Consider the following 17,253-nt stretch of genomic DNA (forward strand, 5'->3'; position numbering starts at 1 on the left):
TCACCCCTTCGTCCCGCCCCAGCCCTCGGGGAAGCCCGGCATGTCCTCGCAGCCGCACAGGGCGTAGTGCAGCGGCGGCATGCTGGGCTGCAGGTAGGTGTCGAGGTTCTCCGCGGTGATCTTGGGCTGGGGCAGGTTCCACACCTTCGGCACCTCCTCGCCCTTGAGGATCTTCAGCGCCGCGATGATCGGGGTGCGCCACTGGTAGGTGGGATAGGTGGGGGCCATCGCGGTGAGGCCGTCGTCCTTCCACTTGCGCAGGAAGTCCTGCTGGTCCTCGCCGGTCATCGGCGGGACGGGCAGCCCGGCGTCCTCGAACGCCTCGGCGACGGCCACGGAGGTGGCGCCGGAGTCCATCCAGACGCCGTCGATCCTGCCGTGCCGCTGGATGTAGTCGCTGACGACGCTCTTGGCCTTGGCCGCGTCCCCGTCGGTGAACTCCACCCCGACGACTTCCAGCTCGCTCGCGTCGAAGGCCACCTTCGCCGCCGACCAGCGGGTCTCCAGCACGTCGACGCCCGGGCTGATCCGCAGCGCGAGGATCTTGCCACCGGCCGGCACCTTCGCCACGAGGAACTCGGCCGCGTCGGCGCCGAACGCGTAGCCGCCGATCGGCTTGATGAACGTGACCGGGCAGTCGGTCTCCACACCGCGGTCGAAGACGATCACCGGTACCTCGGCGCAGGCGGCGGTCACGGCCGGGGTGAGCGTCGCCGTCGTGTTCGGCGAGATGATCAGCACGTCGCAGCCCTTGGCCTGGAGCTCGGCGATGTCGGAGATCTGCTTGTCGTCCTTGCCCTCGGCGTCCAGCGCGGTGAGCCCGGAGATCTCCTCGTGCAGCGCCACCTCGGCCTGCATGGTCTTCCAGCCCACCTGCCGCCAGGGGTTGTTGACCGCCGCGTTGGAGAAGCACAGCCGGTAGGGGCCGTCCTTCCGGTGCTCGGCGGTGTCCACCGGCTCCGGGGCGATGGCCTGCTCCCACGGTCTGTCCGCCGGGCCTTCCGGCGTCTGGGAGCGCATGGCGAGCTGGGCGTCGTAGTCGGCCTGGACGAAGAACTTCGACTGGTCTCCGGTGCCGGCCGCGGGCGGCTGCGGGGAGGCGCCCGCGCCGGACCGCTGCCCGGCCGCGCCGGTGGGCCGGTCGGTGGTGCAGCCGGCGGCGAGCACGGTGAGTGCCGCCACGGCGACGAGGAGGGTTCTAGGACGCGGCATGGGCGTCTCCTTTGCTTCTCCGGGGATGCGCGAAGGGCAGGCGTACCGCCCCCGCCGCCACGGCGGCGATGATGATGACCCCCTGAACGGTGAACTCCAGTGCCCCCGAGATCCCGTACAGGTTGAGCAGCGTGAACAGCGCCTCCAGGGTGAGCGCGCCGGCCATCGCGGCGACGACGGAGCCGCGTCCGCCGCCGAGCACGACGCCGCCGAGCACGACCGCGGTGATGGCCTGGAACTCCAGCCCTTGGCCGACCTGGGCCGACACTCCGGCGAAGCCGCCGAGCAGGATGCCCGCGACGACCGCCGAGGCGCCGGACAGGACGAAGGCGAGGATGCGCACCCGGTTCACCCGCACGCCCGACAGCGCGGCGGCGCGCTCGTTGTCCCCGGTGGCGACGAGGGTCCTGCCGAAGTCGGCGCGTGTCAGCAGGACGACGACCAGCGCGGTGACCGCCAGGATCAGCACGGCCCAGCCGGTCTGCCTGCCGAACATCCGGAAGCCCTCCGACAGCGCGCCGCGCGGCGCGCCGCCCGTCCACAGGAACACCGCGCCCGACAGCACGAGCATCATGCCGAGCGTGGCGATGAACGACGGCACCCGCAGCAGCGTCGTCACCAGCCCGTTGGCCAGGCCCACCAGCAGGCCGAGGACGACGAGCAGGAGCAGCACCGGCCAGGTGGCGCCCTCGTTCCCGTCGATGAGCCGCGCGGCGACGACCACCTCGACGGTCACCAGCGAGCCGACCGACAGGTCGAACTCGCCGGAGACGATCACGAAGTACTGCCCGGCGGCCAGGATGACCAGCGGCGCGGCCCGCCGGACGAAGCCGAGGAACCCGGCGGGCTCCAGGAAGAACGGGTTGGCGATCGCGATCGCGGCCAGCAGCACCGCGAGGACCGCGAGGATCGGCAGCGTGCGTCTCATGCCCGCCTCCCGCGCAGCAGCCCGGTACGGCGGGCGTAGACGGCCACCGCGACCACGATGACCACGCCGCGCACGACGTCCTTGAAGAACGAGTTCACCTCTAACTGGTTGAAGACGCTGTCCAGCACGGCCAGCAGCAGCACGCCGCCGACGGTGCCGGCGACCCCGCCTCTGCCGCCGGCCAGCGCGGTGCCGCCGAGGACGACGGCGGCGATGGACTCCAGGTCGTAGCCGCCGTCGGTGCCCACCGTCGGGGCGCCCGCGCCGAGCCTGGCGGCCAGCAGCAGGCCGGCGATCCCGGCGCACAGCGAGCACAGCACATGCGTGACGATCACCACCCGGTCGGTGCGCACCCCGGACAGCCGGGCGACCTCCACGTCGCCGCCGACGGCGTAGACGCGGTAGCCGTACCTGGTGCGGCTGAGCAGGAACCAGGCGGTGAGCGCGACGGCGGCCCACAGCAGCGCGGAGACCGGGACCGGGCCGATGCGGTCGTAGCCGAGGTGCTGGAAGGTCTCGGGCACCCGGCCGGCGGGGCCGTCGTAGAGGTGGTCCACGATGCCCTTGATGATCAGGCCGACGCCGAGGGTGGCGATGAAGGCGTGCACCCGCAGCTTGGTGATCACCAGGCCGTTCACCAGCCCGACGAGCACGCTGACCCCGGCGACGGCGGCGATCGCGGCGACGATGCCGCTGTCCTGCCCGGCCATGGTCTCGGCCGCGACCAGCGAGGTGAGACTGATCAGATAGGCGACCGACAGGTCCAGCGACCCGGCGAGGATGGCGAGGGTCTGCCCGACGGCGACGATGCCGAGCGCGGCCGAGCGTTGCTGCACGCCGACGACGTTCTCCAGGGTGAGGAACTGGCCGCCGTCCGCGGCGACCAGCGCCCAGCCGATGAGGATCACCCCGGCCAGCGCCAGGAAGACCACCCGGGTCGGGCCGGCCACCGCGGCGAACCGGCGGGACCGGCGGGCGGGTAACGCGTCCGGGGTCATGCGGCCACCTCGCCGGCGGCCAGCCGCATGACGGCCTCCTCGGAGGGGCCCGCGGGGAGGGTGCCGCTGATCCGGCCTTCGCGCAGGACGACGATCCGGTCGCTCATGCCGATCAGCTCGGGCAGCTCGGAGGAGATCATCATGACGGCGGCGCCCTCCCCGGCCAGTTCGCGCATCAGGTCGTGGATGGCGGCCTTGGCACCCACGTCCACGCCGCGGGTGGGCTCGTCGAACAACAGCACCCTGGGGGCGACGGTCAGCCACTTGGCCAGGACGACCTTCTGCTGGTTGCCGCCGGACAGGTACCGGACCTCCCGGTCCTGGCGCGGCGGGACGAGCCGGACCCGTTCCAGCAGTTCCCGCACGCCGTCGCGCCGGCCGCGGCCCGAGGCGCGGGCCACCAGCAGCGCGTTGTCCCGCACGGACTGGCGCAGGGCGAGGCCCTCCGCCTTGCGGTCCTCGGTCACCAGGCCGATCCCGGCGGCGATGCCCTCACGGACCGTGCGGGGACGGACCGGCGTCATCCGCCCCCGGGTGAACGGCTCGGCGCCGAAGAGCGCCTTGGCCAGTGCGGAGCGGCCGGATCCCTGGAGCCCGGCGAGACCGAGGATCTCCCCCGCCCGCAGTTCCAGGTCGATGTCGCGCAGCCGGTCGTTGCCCCCGCCGGTGACCCGTAACCGGGTCTCCCCGGCCGAGGTGGCGCGCGGCGGGAAGTAGCTGCCCAGGTCGCGCCCGACCATGAGGCGGACGAGTCCGTCCGGGGTGAGCTCGCCGGTGGCGGCGGAGGTGACGAGTCTCCCGTCCTTGAGCACCGTCACCCGGTCGGCCAGGTCGAACACCTCGCGCAGCCGGTGGGAGATGTAGAGCACCGCGATCCCGCGCCCCTGTAGCCGGCGCACCAGCCGGTGGAGCAGGTCGACCTCGTGCTCGGCGAGCGCGGCCGTGGGCTCGTCCATGACGACGATCCGGGCGTCCAGCGACAGCGCCTTGACGATCTCGACGACCTGCTGCTGCGCCACCGACAGGTGCCTGACGGGGTCGCGCGGGCCGAAGGAGTCCTCGCCCAGTTCGCCGAGCAGCCGGGCGGTGGCCGCGTCCATGGCCGGCCGGTCCACCAGGCCGCGGCGCACCGGCTCCCGGCCGAGGAACACGTTCTCGGCCACGCTGCGCTCGGGCAGCAGGTTGAACTCCTGGTGGATGATCGCGACCCCGGCCCGCTGCGCGTCGAGCGGGTGGCCGAACGACACGCCCCGGCCGTCGATCTCGATCGTGCCCTCGTCCGGCGGGTGCACCCCGGCGAGGATCTTCATGAGGGTGGATTTTCCCGCGCCGTTCTCTCCCACTACCGCGTGCACTTCACCCGCCGCCGCGACGAGATCGACTTCGCCGAGTACGCGCACGCCGAGAAAACTCTTACCGATTCCGATCATCTTCAGCACGGCCACATCCCTGTATCGGCGGAGACAGGGATTCGGACGGCGTCAGGGGCGGAGCCGGACCGGAGGCGGGGGGTGCAGCGGTCCGGACCTGCGCCTTTCCACTGGCTATCAGCCGATTTATGGCTAATTTCCTCCATATTTCGGGATAGTAAAACGGCTTATGACGATGGTCAAGCAAAAGGCAGGTAAGCTACGCCATAAGCCAGGGGTATGACCATCGGAAGGGGGCGGAGTTGGCACATGCCACCGCCGGAACGCTGCTGTCTATTCTGCGTGACGGCCAGGCGCGGACCCGGGCCGAGCTGATCGAGCTCACCGGCCTGGCGAGGTCCACGCTCTCCCAGCGGCTCGACGCCCTGCTGCTGCACCGCTGGATCCTGCCCGCGGAGGACGTGGTGCACTCCAAGGGGAGGCCGCCGATCGCCTTCGCCTTCAATCCCCGGGCCAAGATCGTGCTCGCCGCCGACCTCGGCGTCAGCCGCGCCCGGCTCGCGATCACCGACCTGCACGGCACGATCCTCACCCAGCGCACCGCCGATCTGGCGGTCGACTCCGGCCCCGAGCACTGCCTGAGCTGGCTGCTGGAGACCTTCACCGAGTTGCTCGCCGAGTGCGGGCACGGCCTGGCCGACGTCTGCGGGGTCGGCCTCGGCCTGCCGGGCCCGGTGGAGCACGAGACCGGCCGCCCGGTGAACCCGCCCCTCATGCCGGGGTGGAACGGCTTCCCGGTGCCCGACTGGCTGGGCTCGCGCATCGGCGCCCCGGTGCTGGTGGACAACGACGTGAACATCATGGCCCTCGGCGAGCACTGGTCCGCCAGTCCCGCCACCAGGCATCTCGTGTTCGTGAAGATCGGGACCGGCATCGGCTGCGGCATCATCTCCAAGGGCCGCCTGCACCGCGGCGCGCGCGGCGCGGCCGGCGACATCGGCCACATCAGGGTGCCGGCCGCCGACCACGTGCAGTGCCACTGCGGCAACCCCGGCTGCCTGGAGGCGGTCGCCGGCGGGCGCGCGCTGGCCGCCCGGCTCCGCGAGGGCGGCGTCGAGGCGGCCGGCGGCCGTGACGTCGTGCGCCTGGTCCGGGCCGGCAACACCTGGGCGACCCGGCTCGTCCGGCAGAGCGGCAGGGACATCGGCCTGGTGCTCGCCTCGATGGTCAACTTCTTCAACCCCTCGCAGATCGTGATCGGCGGAGACCTGGCCGGGGCCGGCGACCATCTGATCGCGGGGGTCCGTGAGGTGATCTACGGCCGCTCGCTGCCGCTGGCCACCCAGCGTCTCGACATCCGGGCCAGCGCGCTGGCCGACCGCGCGGGGGTGACCGGCGCCGCGGTCATGGTGATCGAGCACGTGCTCGCCCCCGACGCGGTCGACCAGACGGTGACGTTCTGACTTCTGCCGGTCATCGCCATATATCCGTACCTGCACCGACGAAATAGCCCCTTTACACAACCAAAAGTCAGGTTTATACACCGAATATCAACGGACGTTCGGAGGTGCCTATGGCTGCGGTCGGTGTCTGGCTCATCGGCGCGCGCGGATCCGTCGCGACCACGGTCGTCGCCGGTGCGGCCGCCATCCGGGCCGGACTGGCGCCGCCGCAGGGCTGTGTCACCGAGACCCCGGGCTTCCCCGGCACGCTGCCCAGGATCGCCGACCTGGTGTTCGGCGGCCACGACATCGCCGAGACCTCGCTGCGCAAGCGGGCCGAGCGGCTGAGCGCGGCCGGGGTGATGCCGGTCGCGCTGCCCGCCCTGCTCGCCCGGGATCTCGACGCCGCCGACGCCGAGATCAGGCCGGGCGACGTCCCGCTCGCCCGCCTGACCGAGGACCTCACCGGATTCCGCGAACGGCACGGGCTGGACCGGGTCGTCGTGGTCAACGTGTCCTCCACCGAGCCGCCCGCCGTACCGCATCCCGCGTTCGGGGACCTGGCCGCGCTGGAGGCGGAGGGGCTGGACCTGCTGCCGCCCAGCTCCCGCTACGCGTACGCGGCCTTCCGCGCCGGGTGCGGCTACGTCGAGTTCACCCCGTCCACCGGGCCGACGCTGCCCGCGCTCGCCGAACTGGCCGCCCGGGAGGGGGTGCCGTTCGCCGGGCGGGACGGCAAGACGGGCGAGACGCTGGTCAAGAGCGCGCTGGCGCCGATGTTCGCCGGGCGGGCGCTGCAGGTGCGGTCCTGGTCCGGGCTCAACCTGCTCGGCGGCGGCGACGGGGCCACGCTCGCCGACCCCGCCGCCAGGGCCAGCAAGCAGATCTCCAAGGACCGCGCGGTGTCCGGGGTGCTGGGCGAGGACGTCGAGGGCCAGACGCACATCGACTACGTGCCCGAGCTCGGCGAGTGGAAGACGGCCTGGGACCACGTCACGTTCGACGGCTTCCTCGGCGTGCGGATGACCTTCCAGTTCACCTGGCAGGGGTGCGACTCCGCGCTCGCCGCGCCGCTGGTGCTGGACCTCGCCCGGCTGGTCGCCAGGGCACACGAGAAAGGCAGGTCCGGAGTGCTCCCCGAGCTGGGCTACTTCTTCAAGGATCCGCTCGGCTCGGCCGAACACGGGCTGGCCGCCCAGTACGAACGGCTGCGCGCCTTCGCGGGGGAGCTGGCGTGAGGGCGCTGCTGGAGCTCGTCAGGGCGCCCGCCGCGGTCTCGGTGCCCGGGGACACGATGGCCGGCGCCGCCGCCGCGGGCCGGCCGGCCGCTCCCGGCGCCGCGGTGGCCTCGACGCTGCTGTACTGGGCGGGCATGGCGCTCAACGACTGGTCGGACCGGAAGATCGACGCGGTGGAGCGCCCGGAGCGGCCCATCCCGTCGGGCCGGGTCCGGCCCGGCACCGCGCTCGGGCTGGCCGCGGCCCTGACCGGCGCCGGGCTCACCGCCGCCGCGGTCTCCGGCGGACGCCGCGGTCTCGCCCTCGCCGGGCTGCTCGCGGGCTGCGTGTGGGCCTACGACCTGGGGCTCAAGCACACGGCGGCCGGACCCGCGTCGATGGCGGCCTGCCGTACCCTCGACGTGCTGCTCGGCGCGGGCGATCGGGTGCGCGCCGCCGTCCCGACGGCGCTGGCGATCGGGGCGCACACCTACGGGATCAGCGTCCTCGGCCGCGCCGAGGTCAAGGGGGCCACGCCCGGCACGGCCACCGCCGCGCTCGCCGCCGCCGGCGGCGCCGCCGCCCTCACCGCCCTCGGCGCCCTGCGCCCCGCCGCCGCGTCCGGTCCGCCGGTCAGGGGCGTGCGCGCCCGCACGGCGGCGCTCCTCCGCCCGCCCGCCAAGGGCGCCACGGCCGCAGGGCCGTGGCCGCCGGGGCGGACCGTGGCGGCGCTGCTGCTGGCCGGGTACGTCGCCGCGTCGGCGCGGGCGCAGGCCGGGTTACGCGCCGACCCGTCGCCCGAGCGGGTACGGCTGGCGGTGCGGACGGCCATCCTCGGCCTCATCCCGCTCCAGGCGGCGACGGTCGCCGGGCGCGGGCGGCTCACCCAGGCGGGCGCCCTGCTGGCCCTGCTCCCCGCGGGCCGCGTCCTCTCGGAGCGGATGGCCACCTCGTGAACTGGTCCTACTGCACCAACGGCTTCCCCGGGCATCGCCTGCCCGAGGCGCTGACCGTCCTCGCCGACCTGGGCTACACCGGGGCGGCGATCACCCTGGACCACGGCCATCTCGACCCGTACGCCCCCGGGCTGGCCGGCGAGGTCCGGGCGACCGGCAAGCTGCTCGGCGAGCTGGGCATGAACGCCGTCGTCGAGACCGGCGGGCGCTACACCCTGGACCCCCTGCGCAAGCACCACCCCACGCTGCTGAGCGACGGCGCGGAACGCAGGATCGACTACCTGGTCAGGTCGATGCGGATCGCCGCCGACCTCGGCGCCCCGGTGGTGCACCTGTGGAGCGGGGCGCTCCCCGCCGGGGTGACGCCCGAGGAGGGCTGGGACCGGCTGGCCCGCGGCTGCGCGCGGCTGGTCGAGGAGGCCGGGCGGGCCGGGGTCGTGCTCGGCTTCGAACCCGAGCCGGGGATGCTGGTGGCCGACCTGGCCGGGTACGAGCGGCTGCGCGGCATGCTCGGCGGCCCCGCGGCGCTCGGGCTCACCCTGGACATCGGCCACTGCCGGTGCGTCGAGCCGTACGACGTGCCCGAGTGCGTACGGCGGGCGCTGCCGTACCTGGTGCACGTGCAGATCGAGGACATGCGCAGGGGCGTGCACGAGCACCTGGAGTTCGGCGAGGGCGAGATCGACTTCCCGCCCGCGCTCGCCGCGCTCGGCGGTTTCCGGGGGCAGGTGGCGGTCGAGCTGGCTCGGCACGGCCACGCGGCCCCGGATGTCGCCCGCCGGTCGATCGACTTCTTGAGGAGGGCATATGAACGAGTGGACCGCGCAGGCCCTGAGGCAGGTGAGGGAGGATCCTGAGGCGGTGCACCGGCTGTTCCCCCGGGCGGAACGGCTGGGCGGCCCGGACGCCAGGGCCGCGCTGCTGGCACTGGTGGACGCCGGGGCGGTGGCGGCCCTCTACCGCGACGGCGACGCGGGCGAGCGGCTGGCGATCCTGCGCGCGCTGCCCGGTCTCGACCTGGGCCCGGCCGCGCTGCCCCTGGTCGAGGACGCGCTGCGGACCAACGACGCCCGGCTGGTCGCGGCGGCGCTCGGTCCCTACGGGTCGCGCTGGCTGGACGACCACGCCTTCCGCCACGGCGTGCTCAAGTGCGTGTTCATGTCGATCCCGCTCGCGTCGGTGGACGGGCTCGACCGCCGGTTCGACGCCGAACTCGCCAGGATGCTCGCCGACCACGCCGCCGAGCGGCGGGCGGCGGGCCGTGAGGTCCCCCAAGACGTGCTGGAGAGGCTCTGATGCGCATCTTCGACCCCCATATCCACATGACGTCCCGCACGACCGACGACTACGAGCGGATGTACGCCGCGGGCGTGCGGGCGGTGGTGGAGCCCGCCTTCTGGCTGGGCCAGCCGCGCACCGGTGTGGGCAGTTTCCTCGACTACTTCGACTCGCTGCTCGGCTGGGAGCCCTACCGGGCGGCGCAGTACGGGATCCGGCACCACTGCGCGCTGGCGCTCAACCCCAAGGAGGCCAACGACCCGCGCTGCGCGGACGTACTCACCGAGCTGCCGCGTTACCTGCTCAAGGACTCGGTCGTCGCGGTCGGTGAGGTGGGCTACGACTCGATGACGCCGGAGGAGGAGCGGGTCTTCGAGGCGCAGCTCGCCCTGGCCGCCGACGCCGACCTGCCGGTCCTGGTGCACACGCCGCACCGGGACAAGACCGCGGGCACCCGGCGCACGCTGGACGTCGTGCGCGCCTGCGGCACCCGGCCGGAGCGGGTGCTGGTGGACCATCTGAACGAGCTGACCGTCGGCATGGTCGCGGAGTCCGGCTGCTGGATGGGGTTCTCCATCTATCCCGACACGAAGATGGACCCGGACCGGATGGTGGCGATCCTGAAGGAGTACGGCACGGAGAGGATGCTGGTGAACTCGGCGGCCGACTGGGGACGCAGCGACCCGTTGAAGACCCGCCAGGTCGCCGACGCGATGCTGGCGTCCGGGTTCACCGCCGATGACGTGGACCGGGTGCTCTGGCACAACCCGATCGGCTTCTACGGCCAGAGCGGGCGGCTGGACCTCGGCGAGGTCTCCGCCGGGGCGGAGTACGCGGGCAACACGATCAGGCGGGGCTGACCGATGCGGCTGCGCCATCCCGACGGCTCGATCGTCCACCTCGCCTACTGCACCAACGTGCACCCCGCCGAGGACCTGCCCGGCATCCGCGGCCAGCTCTCCGGCTTCGCCGCCCGGGTGCGCGGCCTGCTCTCCGCCGACCGCCTCGGGGTCGGCCTGTGGCTGCCGCACGACGCGGCCCGCGCCCTGCTCGACGACCACGCCGAGCTGGTACGGCTGCGCTCGCTGCTGGACGATCTCGGGCTGGAGGTGGTGACGCTCAACGGCTTCCCGTATCGCGGATTCCACCAAGAAGTCGTGAAATATCGGGTCTACAGTCCGGACTGGGCGTGCGCCGACCGGCTCCGGTACACCCTCGACCTCGCCGAGATCCTCGCCGCGCTGCTGCCGGACGACATCGACGAGGGCACGATCTCCTCGCTGCCGCTGGCCTGGCGTACCGGCTGGACGCCGGGGAAGGCGGCGGTCGTGGCGGGCATGCTCGACCAGGCGGCGCTCGGCCTGCGCGCGCTGGCCGAGCGCACCGGCAAGGTGGTCAGGCTCGCCCTGGAGCCGGAACCGGGCTGCATCGTGGAGACCACCGCGCAGGCCGCCCACCACCTGCGCGGCGTGGACCGCGACTTCGTCGGCGTCTGCCTGGACGCCTGCCATCTCGCGGTGGGCTTCGAACGGGCCCGGATCGAGCTCGACCTGCCGATCGTGAAGCTCCAGGCGTCGTGCGCGCTGGAGGCGCCGGCCGGTTCGCAGGCGGCGCTGTCGGCCTTCGCCGAGCCGCGCTTCCTGCACCAGGCCCGTTCGGCGTCGGGATCGGTGGACGACCTGGACGAGGCTCTCGCCGGCGGCCTGCCCGCGGACGAGGACTGGCGGGTGCACTTCCACATGCCGTTGCACGCCACGCCGCCGCCGCCGCTCACCACCACCTCCCCCTACCTGCGAGAACTGCTCGGCACGCTGTTCGGCGGCCGGACGCCGGCCACCCGGCACGTCGAGGTGGAGACCTACACCTGGAGCGTGCTGCCGGGCGGCGCCCCCGACCTCGCCGAGGGCATCGCCGCCGAACTCGACTGGACGCGGCGGGAGCTGGCCGCCCTCGGACTGAAGGAGCTGTGATGGCGCCGCTCGTCGTGATCAACGTGGTCGGCCTGACCCCCCGCCTGCTGGCGCACATGCCGAACGTGGCGCGGGTCGGCGCCGCCGCCTCGCTGCGGCCGGTGCTGCCCGCGGTGACCTGCTCGATGCAGGCCACCCTGCTGACCGGCACGATGCCGCGCGAGCACGGGATCGTCGGCAACGGCTGGTACTTCAGGGACCTCGGCGAGGTGCTCCTGTGGCGCCAGCACAACGCGCTCGTCCAGGGCGGCCAGCTGTGGGACGCCGTGCCGGGGCTGCGCACCGCCAACGTCTGCTGGTGGTACGCGATGGGCGCGGCCAGCGACCTGCTCGTCACGCCGCGCCCGATCTACCACGCCGACGGCCGCAAGTCGCCCGACTGCTACACCCGGCCGCCCGCGCTGCACGACGCCCTGGAGGCGAAGCTCGGGCCGTTCCCGCTGTTCAACTACTGGGGGCCGACCGCGGGGATCGCCTCCTCGCGGTGGATCGTCGCCGCCGCCCGGCACATCCTGCGCGAGGAACGCCCCGGCCTGCTCATGGTCTACGTCCCGCACCTCGACTACGACCTGCAACGGTTCGGTCCGGACGGCCCGGAGGCGATCGCCGCCGCCAGGGAGGTGGACGCCGTGCTGGCGCCGCTGCTGGTGGAGGACGCCACGGTCGTGGTGGTGTCCGAGTACGGCATCACCGCGGCCTCCCGCCCGGTCGACGTCAACCGGGCCCTGCGCAGAGCCGGCCTGCTGGAGGTCTACACCCAGGCCGGGATGGAGTACCTGGACCCGTGGGCGTCCAGGGCGTTCGCGGTGGCCGACCACCAGGTGGCCCACGTGTACGTGCGCGACCCCGCCGACCTCGACCGCGCCCGGGACGTGATCCGCGAGCTGCCCGGCGTGGACGAGCTCCTCGACCAGGCGGGGAAGGCGAAGTACGGCCTGGACCACGAGCGGGCCGGCGACCTGGTCGCGGTGGCCGAGCCGGACGCCTGGTTCACGTACTACTACTGGCTCTCCGACGACCGCGCGCCCGACTTCGCCCGGCTGGTGGACATCCACCGCAAGCCCGGCTACGACCCGGCCGAGCTGTTCATGAACCCCGCCGATCCCCTGGTCAAGGCCCGCGCCGGGTACGCGCTGGCCAGGAAGGCGCTCGGCTTCCGCTACACGATGCCGGTGGTGCCGCTCGACCCCGCCCCGGTGCGCGGCAGCCACGGCCGGCTGCCCGACGCCGCCGCCGACGGCCCGGTGCTGCTGGGCCCCTTCGACCGCGCCGCCTACGACGCCACGGAGGTGAAGGGCCTGCTCGTCGGCCTGCTGACCGAATGATCACCTCCTGCGCGGGTGCGGGGCCACCGTGTCCTGCGGTGAGCCGATCGTCCGCTTGAGGATCTTCCCGGTGGGGCTTATCGGCAGCTCGTCGGCGAAGGAGATGTGCCGCGGATACTTGTACGCGGCCACCCGCTGCCGGGTGAAGTCGCGCAGTTCCTCCGGCTCCACCGGGGAGCGCGGCACCACCACGGCGGCGATCTCCTCGCCCAGTTCCGGGTGCGGCACCCCCATGACCACCGCGTGCCGTACGGCGGGATGCTCGTACAGCACCTCCTCCACCTCCCGCGGGTACACCGTGTAGCCGCCTCGGATGATCACGTCACGGCGGCGGCCGACCAGGAAGAAGAAGCCGTCGCCGTCCACCCTGCCGAGGTCGCCGGTGTGGAACCAGCCGTCCCTGAGGGCCTCGGCGGTGGCGGCGGGGTTGTTCCAGTAGCCCTTCATCACGTTGGGGCCGCGGATGACGATCTCCCCGACGTGGCCGCACGGCACCTCCTCGCCGCGCTCGTCGACCACCTTCATCTCCACGCCCTTGATCGGCCAGCCGATCGACCCGGCCCTGCGGCCCTCGCCGGAACGGTTGGTGGCGGCCACCGGCGACGTCTCGCTCAGGCCGTACCCTTCGACGATCGAGCAGCCGAACCGGGTCTCGTAGGCGCGGAGCACGTCCACCGGGAGGGCGGAGCCGCCGGAGGTGCAGACGCGCAGCAGCGACATGTCCGAGGCGCCGGGGTGGTCGAGCAGCGCGATGTACATCGTGGGCACGCCCTGGAAGACCGTGACGCCGTCGCGCCGGATCACCTCCAGCGCCCGGCCCGCCTCGAAGCGCGGCAGCAGGGTGAGGCGGGCGCCGGCGTGGATGGTGGCGTTGAGCGAGCAGGTCTGGCCGAAGGCGTGGTAGAGCGGCAGCGCGCCGAGGACGACGTCGTCCACGCCGAGCGCGTGCATCCGGGCGACCGTCGCGGCGTTGCCGCCCAGGTTGGCGTGGGTCAGCTCGACGCCCTTGGCCCGGCCGGTCGTCCCGGAGGTGTAGTGGATGACGGCGGTGTCGTCCGGCGCGGTGGCCGCGACGTCGTGTTCGGCGGCCACGCCGCGCAGCAGCCGGCGGAACTCCTCGGGGACCACGAAGAAGCAGTCGGCGCCGGTGCCCGCCGTACCCGCCTCGGCCGTCTCCGCGAAGGCGTGCCAGGCGATCAGCAGCCGGGCCCCGCAGTCTCCGACGTACGCGGCGATCTCCCGTCTGCGCAGCAGCGGGTCGAGCGGGACGACCACGGCGCCGATGCGCAGGATGCCGTAGTAGATGACCGCGAACTCCGGGACGTTCGGCAGCATGACCGCCACCCGGTCGCCCGCGCCGATGCCGCGCTGCCGGAGCAGGCCCGCGACGCGCGCGCTCAGCAGTTCGAGGGTGCCGTAGGTGATCTCGGCCTCGTCCAGCGTGACGACCGCTCTCCCGGCGAGCCGCTCCGCGGCGGCGCGCAGCCGGTCAGCGAGGTTCATGGAACCGACCGTACGTCTGGCGCGCACGGCTCTCATCGGTCGCGGCGGCCAGTCTTTTCCGCTCGGGATTGGTGCCCGGAGGCAGCGAGTCCACCAGCGCGATCGCGACGAGCAGTTCGAGGAGGTCGTTGATCCTGCGCAGGCTGCGCCCGGTGCGCTCGCGGATCCTGCGCAGCCGGTACTGCGCGGTGTTGGGGTGGATCTGCAGCCGCTCCGCGCAGTCCCGCAGGTTGAGGTCGGCCGCGGCGAAGGCCCTGATGGTGGCGGTGAGGACGCCGCCGCGTGCCCGGTCCTCGGCGAGCATGGAGGTGATCCGCGGGTCGACGAGGTGCCGGGCGGTGTCGTCGGCGCGCAGGGCGAGATACTGGAAGGCGGTGATCCGGGGCAGCGCCGCCACCCCGCCGTCCTCGGGCAGGAACTCCAGCACGGTGCGGGCCTCCTGGTAGGCCTGCGGGATGCGCGCGGTCCCGGCGATCACGGTGCTGATCCCCACCGCCAGCACGATCCCCTCGCCGAGCAGGCTCTCCCGCGTCGCCTCCAGCCGGTCGCACAGGTCCCCGGCGGCGGCCCCGGGGCCGAGGGCGGGGATGGCCACGATCTCCGACTGGCGTACGACGGACAGCGTCCTGGTGCCGTTCCCCCAGGTCCGCGCGATCGCCGCGCAGGCCGCGTGCCGCGCGTCGGCGCCGCGGTCCGGCCCGGCCGCCACCGCCTCGCCGCGCGGCCCGGGTAACAGCGGCGCGAGGACCGCGACCACCACGAGCAGCGGCGTGCGGGTGTCCGGCCCGAGGCCGTGCGCCTGCGCGGCGGCGAGCTGCCGGCCGCGGGTGGGCGCGCCGCCGGCCAGCAGGGTCTCCAGCAGGTCCCTGCTCTCGCGCACCGCCTCGGCGGCGGCGTACTGCTGGAACTCCATGTAGGCGTTGGCCGCGTGCGTGCTGGCGAAGTCGCAGTAGCGCATCAGCGGCGTGGCCAGCGAGAGCGCGGCCTCGTGCCCGGCGAACGTACGGCCGGCCCGCTCGACCACCGACTCCCAGAAGACCTGCTGGCCGACCCGGAAGGCGTTGATGTAGTCGGCCAGGGCGACCCCGGACCTGGCCCGCCGCATGGCCGCGCGGCGGGTGAAGGCGATGTCGTCCAGGGTCACCGTGCGGTCTTCGAGGAGGACGGCCAGTTTGCTGCGGTAGTGCCGGGCGACCTGGTCGCGCACGTCGGCGTGAAAGGTGTCGTCCTGGGCCGCGTAGGCGGGGATCTCCGCCCGCATCGTCCTGGCGGCCGTGTCGGCCAGGCGGTTCAGGTCGTGGAGGAGCTCTGACAGGATGCGCGTCCGTTCAGCACGGACCGTCTCCGCACCAGTGAACGTTTCCGCGCTGAAGCCACTGGACATGCCGGGATGATCCACGCTCGTAGCGTGCCGGTCAACGGTTCGTAACCGGTCCGAGACAGATGCTGTGTCCGGCGGACAACACCCCTGCCACATGTTGGGTCACCGCACCCAATGCGGTCGGTTACGGCCGGATCCTACGCTGACCACAACATCAGAACATTGTTCTTCCGTCGGCTGCGCCCAGGAGGCCGGATGCTGGAGGTACACGAGCTTACCGTTCGCTTCGGGGGGATCACCGCGCTGGACGGCGTCGGCTTCTCCGTGCAACACGGCGAGATGGTCGGGCTCATCGGGCCGAACGGCGCCGGCAAGACCACCCTGTTCAACTGCCTGACCCGGCGCTACGACGCCGACGGGGGAACGGTCCGGTACGAGGGCGGGAACCTGCTGGCCGTACCGCCGCACGCGATCGCGGCGCTCGGCATCGCGCGCACCTTCCAGAACCTCGGCCTGTTCCCGCGCATGTCGGTGCGGGACAACGTGCTCGTCGGCGCGCACCACCGGGGCGAGGCCGGTTTCCTCAGGGCCGGGCTGGGACTGCCCCGGGTGCGCGCCGAGGAGAGGCGGCTGCGCGCGGAGGCGGACCGGGTGCTGGAGCGGCTGGGGCTGGCCGAGGTCGCCGGCCACCTGGCGGCGGGCCTGCCGTTCGGCACGCTGAAACGGGTCGAGCTCGCCCGGGCGCTGGTCGGGCGGCCCAAACTGCTGCTGCTGGACGAGCCGGTCAACGGGCTCAACTCCGCGGAGGTCGAGGAGTTCGCCGGCACCCTGCGCGCGATCAGGGACGAGTTCGACGTGACGGTGGTCGTCGTCGAGCACCACATGGGCTTCGTCATGGGGATCTGCGAGCGGATCGTGTGCCTCGACTTCGGCCGCAAGATCGCCGAAGGGCCGCCGGCGGAGGTCCAGCGCGATCCCGGCGTCATCGCCGCCTACCTGGGGACATCCGCATGAGCGCCTTCCTGGAGGTCACCGACCTGCGCGCCGGATACGGCGACGCCCGGGTGCTGCACGGCGTGGGCCTGGCGGTGCCGCAGGGCGAGATCTGCGCGATCCTCGGCCCCAACGGCGCGGGCAAGACGACACTGCTGCGGGCGCTGTCCGGCATGGTCAGGGTGCGCGGCGGCATCCGGCTCGACGGGACCGACCTGGCCGGCAGGCCGCCGGACGCGCTGGCCCGGCTGGGCGTGGCGCACGTCCCGGAGGGCCGCGGCACGTTCGTCCCGCTGAGCGTCGAGGAGAACCTGCGCCTGGGCGCTTTCATCCGGCGGTCGCGGGCCGAGATCAACGCCGACCTGGAGCGCATATACACCTACTTCCCGGTGCTGAGGAAACGGCTGAAGCAGGCGGCCGGCAGCCTCAGCGGCGGCGAGCAGCAGATGCTGGCCATCGGCCGGGCGCTGATGCTGCGCCCGCGGCTGCTCCTGCTGGACGAGCCGTCCCTCGGGCTCGCCCCGCTGGTCACCCAGGAGCTCTTCCGCATCGTGCGGGCCATCAACGAAGAGGAGCGGACCACCGTGGTCGTCGTCGAGCAGAACGCTCACATCGCCCTGGGCATCGCCCAGCAGGCACATGTCCTGGAAACCGGCAGGATCGTGCTGTCGGGCACGGCCGAGCAGATCCGGGCCGACGAGCAGGTCGCCCAGTCCTACCTCGGATACCGGGTCTAGAGC

General features: G+C 73.0%; 16 protein-coding genes. 10 read left to right on the forward strand and 6 right to left on the reverse strand.

Annotated elements, in window-relative coordinates:
- From QSK26_RS11235 to QSK26_RS11250, 4 genes are read right to left on the reverse strand one after another with little or no spacing between them, the layout of a single operon-like run.
- Positions 1 to 1,212, reverse strand: coding sequence for an ABC transporter substrate-binding protein (locus QSK26_RS11235; protein WP_285774986.1), 1,212 nt, complete (start codon positions 1,210 to 1,212; stop codon positions 1 to 3).
- The gene (locus QSK26_RS11240; protein WP_285774987.1) at positions 1,199 to 2,140 is read right to left on the reverse strand and encodes an ABC transporter permease; all 942 of its coding nucleotides are present in this window, start codon (positions 2,138 to 2,140) and stop codon (positions 1,199 to 1,201) included. Before QSK26_RS11240 ends, QSK26_RS11235 begins: the two co-directional genes overlap by 14 nt.
- Positions 2,137 to 3,138: an ABC transporter permease gene (locus QSK26_RS11245; RefSeq protein ID WP_285774988.1), complete on the reverse strand. Its 1,002-nt coding sequence runs from the start codon at positions 3,136 to 3,138 to the stop codon at positions 2,137 to 2,139. The genes QSK26_RS11240 and QSK26_RS11245 overlap by 4 nt, the downstream gene beginning before the upstream one ends.
- Positions 3,135 to 4,568, reverse strand: coding sequence for a sugar ABC transporter ATP-binding protein (locus QSK26_RS11250; RefSeq protein WP_285775098.1), 1,434 nt, complete (start codon positions 4,566 to 4,568; stop codon positions 3,135 to 3,137). Before QSK26_RS11250 ends, QSK26_RS11245 begins: the two co-directional genes overlap by 4 nt.
- 242 nt (positions 4,569 to 4,810) lie before the next feature.
- Here QSK26_RS11250 and QSK26_RS11255 point away from each other — a divergent pair, with 242 nt between their 5' ends.
- From QSK26_RS11255 to QSK26_RS11290, 8 genes are all read left to right on the forward strand, one after another.
- Positions 4,811 to 5,971: an ROK family protein gene (locus QSK26_RS11255; protein ID WP_285774989.1), complete on the forward strand. Its 1,161-nt coding sequence runs from the start codon at positions 4,811 to 4,813 to the stop codon at positions 5,969 to 5,971.
- A 110-nt stretch (positions 5,972 to 6,081) separates the two neighbouring features.
- Complete coding sequence (locus tag QSK26_RS11260; RefSeq protein ID WP_285774990.1) at positions 6,082 to 7,188, forward strand: inositol-3-phosphate synthase; 1,107 nt, start codon at positions 6,082 to 6,084, stop codon at positions 7,186 to 7,188.
- Positions 7,185 to 8,123, forward strand: a complete 939-nt coding sequence (locus QSK26_RS11265) for an SCO3242 family prenyltransferase (RefSeq protein WP_285774991.1) — start codon at positions 7,185 to 7,187, stop codon at positions 8,121 to 8,123. Before QSK26_RS11260 ends, QSK26_RS11265 begins: the two co-directional genes overlap by 4 nt.
- Entirely contained in the window at positions 8,120 to 8,980 is an 861-nt protein-coding gene (locus tag QSK26_RS11270; protein WP_285774992.1) for a sugar phosphate isomerase/epimerase family protein, read from the forward strand. The genes QSK26_RS11265 and QSK26_RS11270 overlap by 4 nt, the downstream gene beginning before the upstream one ends.
- Positions 8,931 to 9,419 carry an EboA domain-containing protein gene (locus QSK26_RS11275; protein WP_285774993.1) on the forward strand — a complete coding sequence of 163 codons (489 nt, stop codon included), beginning with the start codon at positions 8,931 to 8,933 and terminating at the stop codon, positions 9,417 to 9,419. Before QSK26_RS11270 ends, QSK26_RS11275 begins: the two co-directional genes overlap by 50 nt.
- Positions 9,419 to 10,261, forward strand: coding sequence for a TatD family hydrolase (locus tag QSK26_RS11280; RefSeq protein WP_285774994.1), 843 nt, complete (start codon positions 9,419 to 9,421; stop codon positions 10,259 to 10,261). Before QSK26_RS11275 ends, QSK26_RS11280 begins: the two co-directional genes overlap by 1 nt.
- Before the next feature lie 3 nt (positions 10,262 to 10,264).
- Entirely contained in the window at positions 10,265 to 11,371 is a 1,107-nt protein-coding gene (gene eboE, locus QSK26_RS11285) for a metabolite traffic protein EboE (RefSeq protein WP_285774995.1), read from the forward strand.
- Complete coding sequence (locus QSK26_RS11290) at positions 11,371 to 12,696, forward strand: alkaline phosphatase family protein (protein ID WP_285774996.1); 1,326 nt, start codon at positions 11,371 to 11,373, stop codon at positions 12,694 to 12,696. The genes eboE and QSK26_RS11290 overlap by 1 nt, the downstream gene beginning before the upstream one ends.
- Here the strand turns inward: QSK26_RS11290 and QSK26_RS11295 are convergent, their stop codons facing one another.
- Together QSK26_RS11295 and QSK26_RS11300 are read right to left on the reverse strand one after the other, a co-directional pair.
- Positions 12,697 to 14,199: a long-chain-fatty-acid--CoA ligase gene (locus QSK26_RS11295; protein WP_285774997.1), complete on the reverse strand. Its 1,503-nt coding sequence runs from the start codon at positions 14,197 to 14,199 to the stop codon at positions 12,697 to 12,699.
- Entirely contained in the window at positions 14,186 to 15,583 is a 1,398-nt protein-coding gene (locus QSK26_RS11300) for a PucR family transcriptional regulator (protein ID WP_285774998.1), read from the reverse strand. The genes QSK26_RS11295 and QSK26_RS11300 overlap by 14 nt, the downstream gene beginning before the upstream one ends.
- A 192-nt stretch (positions 15,584 to 15,775) precedes the next feature.
- Between QSK26_RS11300 and QSK26_RS11305 the strand changes: the two genes are divergently transcribed.
- Positions 15,776 to 16,534, forward strand: a complete 759-nt coding sequence (locus tag QSK26_RS11305) for an ABC transporter ATP-binding protein (RefSeq protein WP_285774999.1) — start codon at positions 15,776 to 15,778, stop codon at positions 16,532 to 16,534.
- On the forward strand, positions 16,531 to 17,250 hold the full coding sequence (locus QSK26_RS11310; protein WP_285775000.1) for an ABC transporter ATP-binding protein: 720 nt from the start codon (positions 16,531 to 16,533) through the stop codon (positions 17,248 to 17,250). The genes QSK26_RS11305 and QSK26_RS11310 overlap by 4 nt, the downstream gene beginning before the upstream one ends.
- Positions 17,251 to 17,253 lie beyond the last annotated feature (3 nt).

The sequence above is a fragment of the Microtetraspora sp. NBRC 13810 genome (genome assembly GCF_030268685.1).
Lineage (GTDB): Bacteria > Actinomycetota > Actinomycetes > Streptosporangiales > Streptosporangiaceae > BSRQ01.

Bases quoted from the DNA above. Each gene is read 5' to 3' on its own strand.
- QSK26_RS11235 (WP_285774986.1), bottom strand. From the start codon at position 1,212: ATGCCGCGTCCTAGAACCCTCCTCGTCGCCGTGGCGGCACTCACCGTG.
- QSK26_RS11240 (WP_285774987.1), bottom strand. From the start codon at position 2,140: ATGAGACGCACGCTGCCGATCCTCGCGGTCCTCGCGGTGCTGCTGGCC.
- QSK26_RS11245 (WP_285774988.1), bottom strand. From the start codon at position 3,138: ATGACCCCGGACGCGTTACCCGCCCGCCGGTCCCGCCGGTTCGCCGCG.
- QSK26_RS11250 (WP_285775098.1), bottom strand. From the start codon at position 4,568: ATGATCGGAATCGGTAAGAGTTTTCTCGGCGTGCGCGTACTCGGCGAA.
- QSK26_RS11260 (WP_285774990.1), top strand. From the start codon at position 6,082: ATGGCTGCGGTCGGTGTCTGGCTCATCGGCGCGCGCGGATCCGTCGCG.
- QSK26_RS11275 (WP_285774993.1), top strand. From the start codon at position 8,931: ATGAACGAGTGGACCGCGCAGGCCCTGAGGCAGGTGAGGGAGGATCCT.
- QSK26_RS11280 (WP_285774994.1), top strand. From the start codon at position 9,419: ATGCGCATCTTCGACCCCCATATCCACATGACGTCCCGCACGACCGAC.
- eboE (WP_285774995.1), top strand. From the start codon at position 10,265: ATGCGGCTGCGCCATCCCGACGGCTCGATCGTCCACCTCGCCTACTGC.
- QSK26_RS11290 (WP_285774996.1), top strand. From the start codon at position 11,371: ATGGCGCCGCTCGTCGTGATCAACGTGGTCGGCCTGACCCCCCGCCTG.
- QSK26_RS11295 (WP_285774997.1), bottom strand. From the start codon at position 14,199: ATGAACCTCGCTGACCGGCTGCGCGCCGCCGCGGAGCGGCTCGCCGGG.
- QSK26_RS11300 (WP_285774998.1), bottom strand. From the start codon at position 15,583: ATGTCCAGTGGCTTCAGCGCGGAAACGTTCACTGGTGCGGAGACGGTC.
- QSK26_RS11305 (WP_285774999.1), top strand. From the start codon at position 15,776: ATGCTGGAGGTACACGAGCTTACCGTTCGCTTCGGGGGGATCACCGCG.
- QSK26_RS11310 (WP_285775000.1), top strand. From the start codon at position 16,531: ATGAGCGCCTTCCTGGAGGTCACCGACCTGCGCGCCGGATACGGCGAC.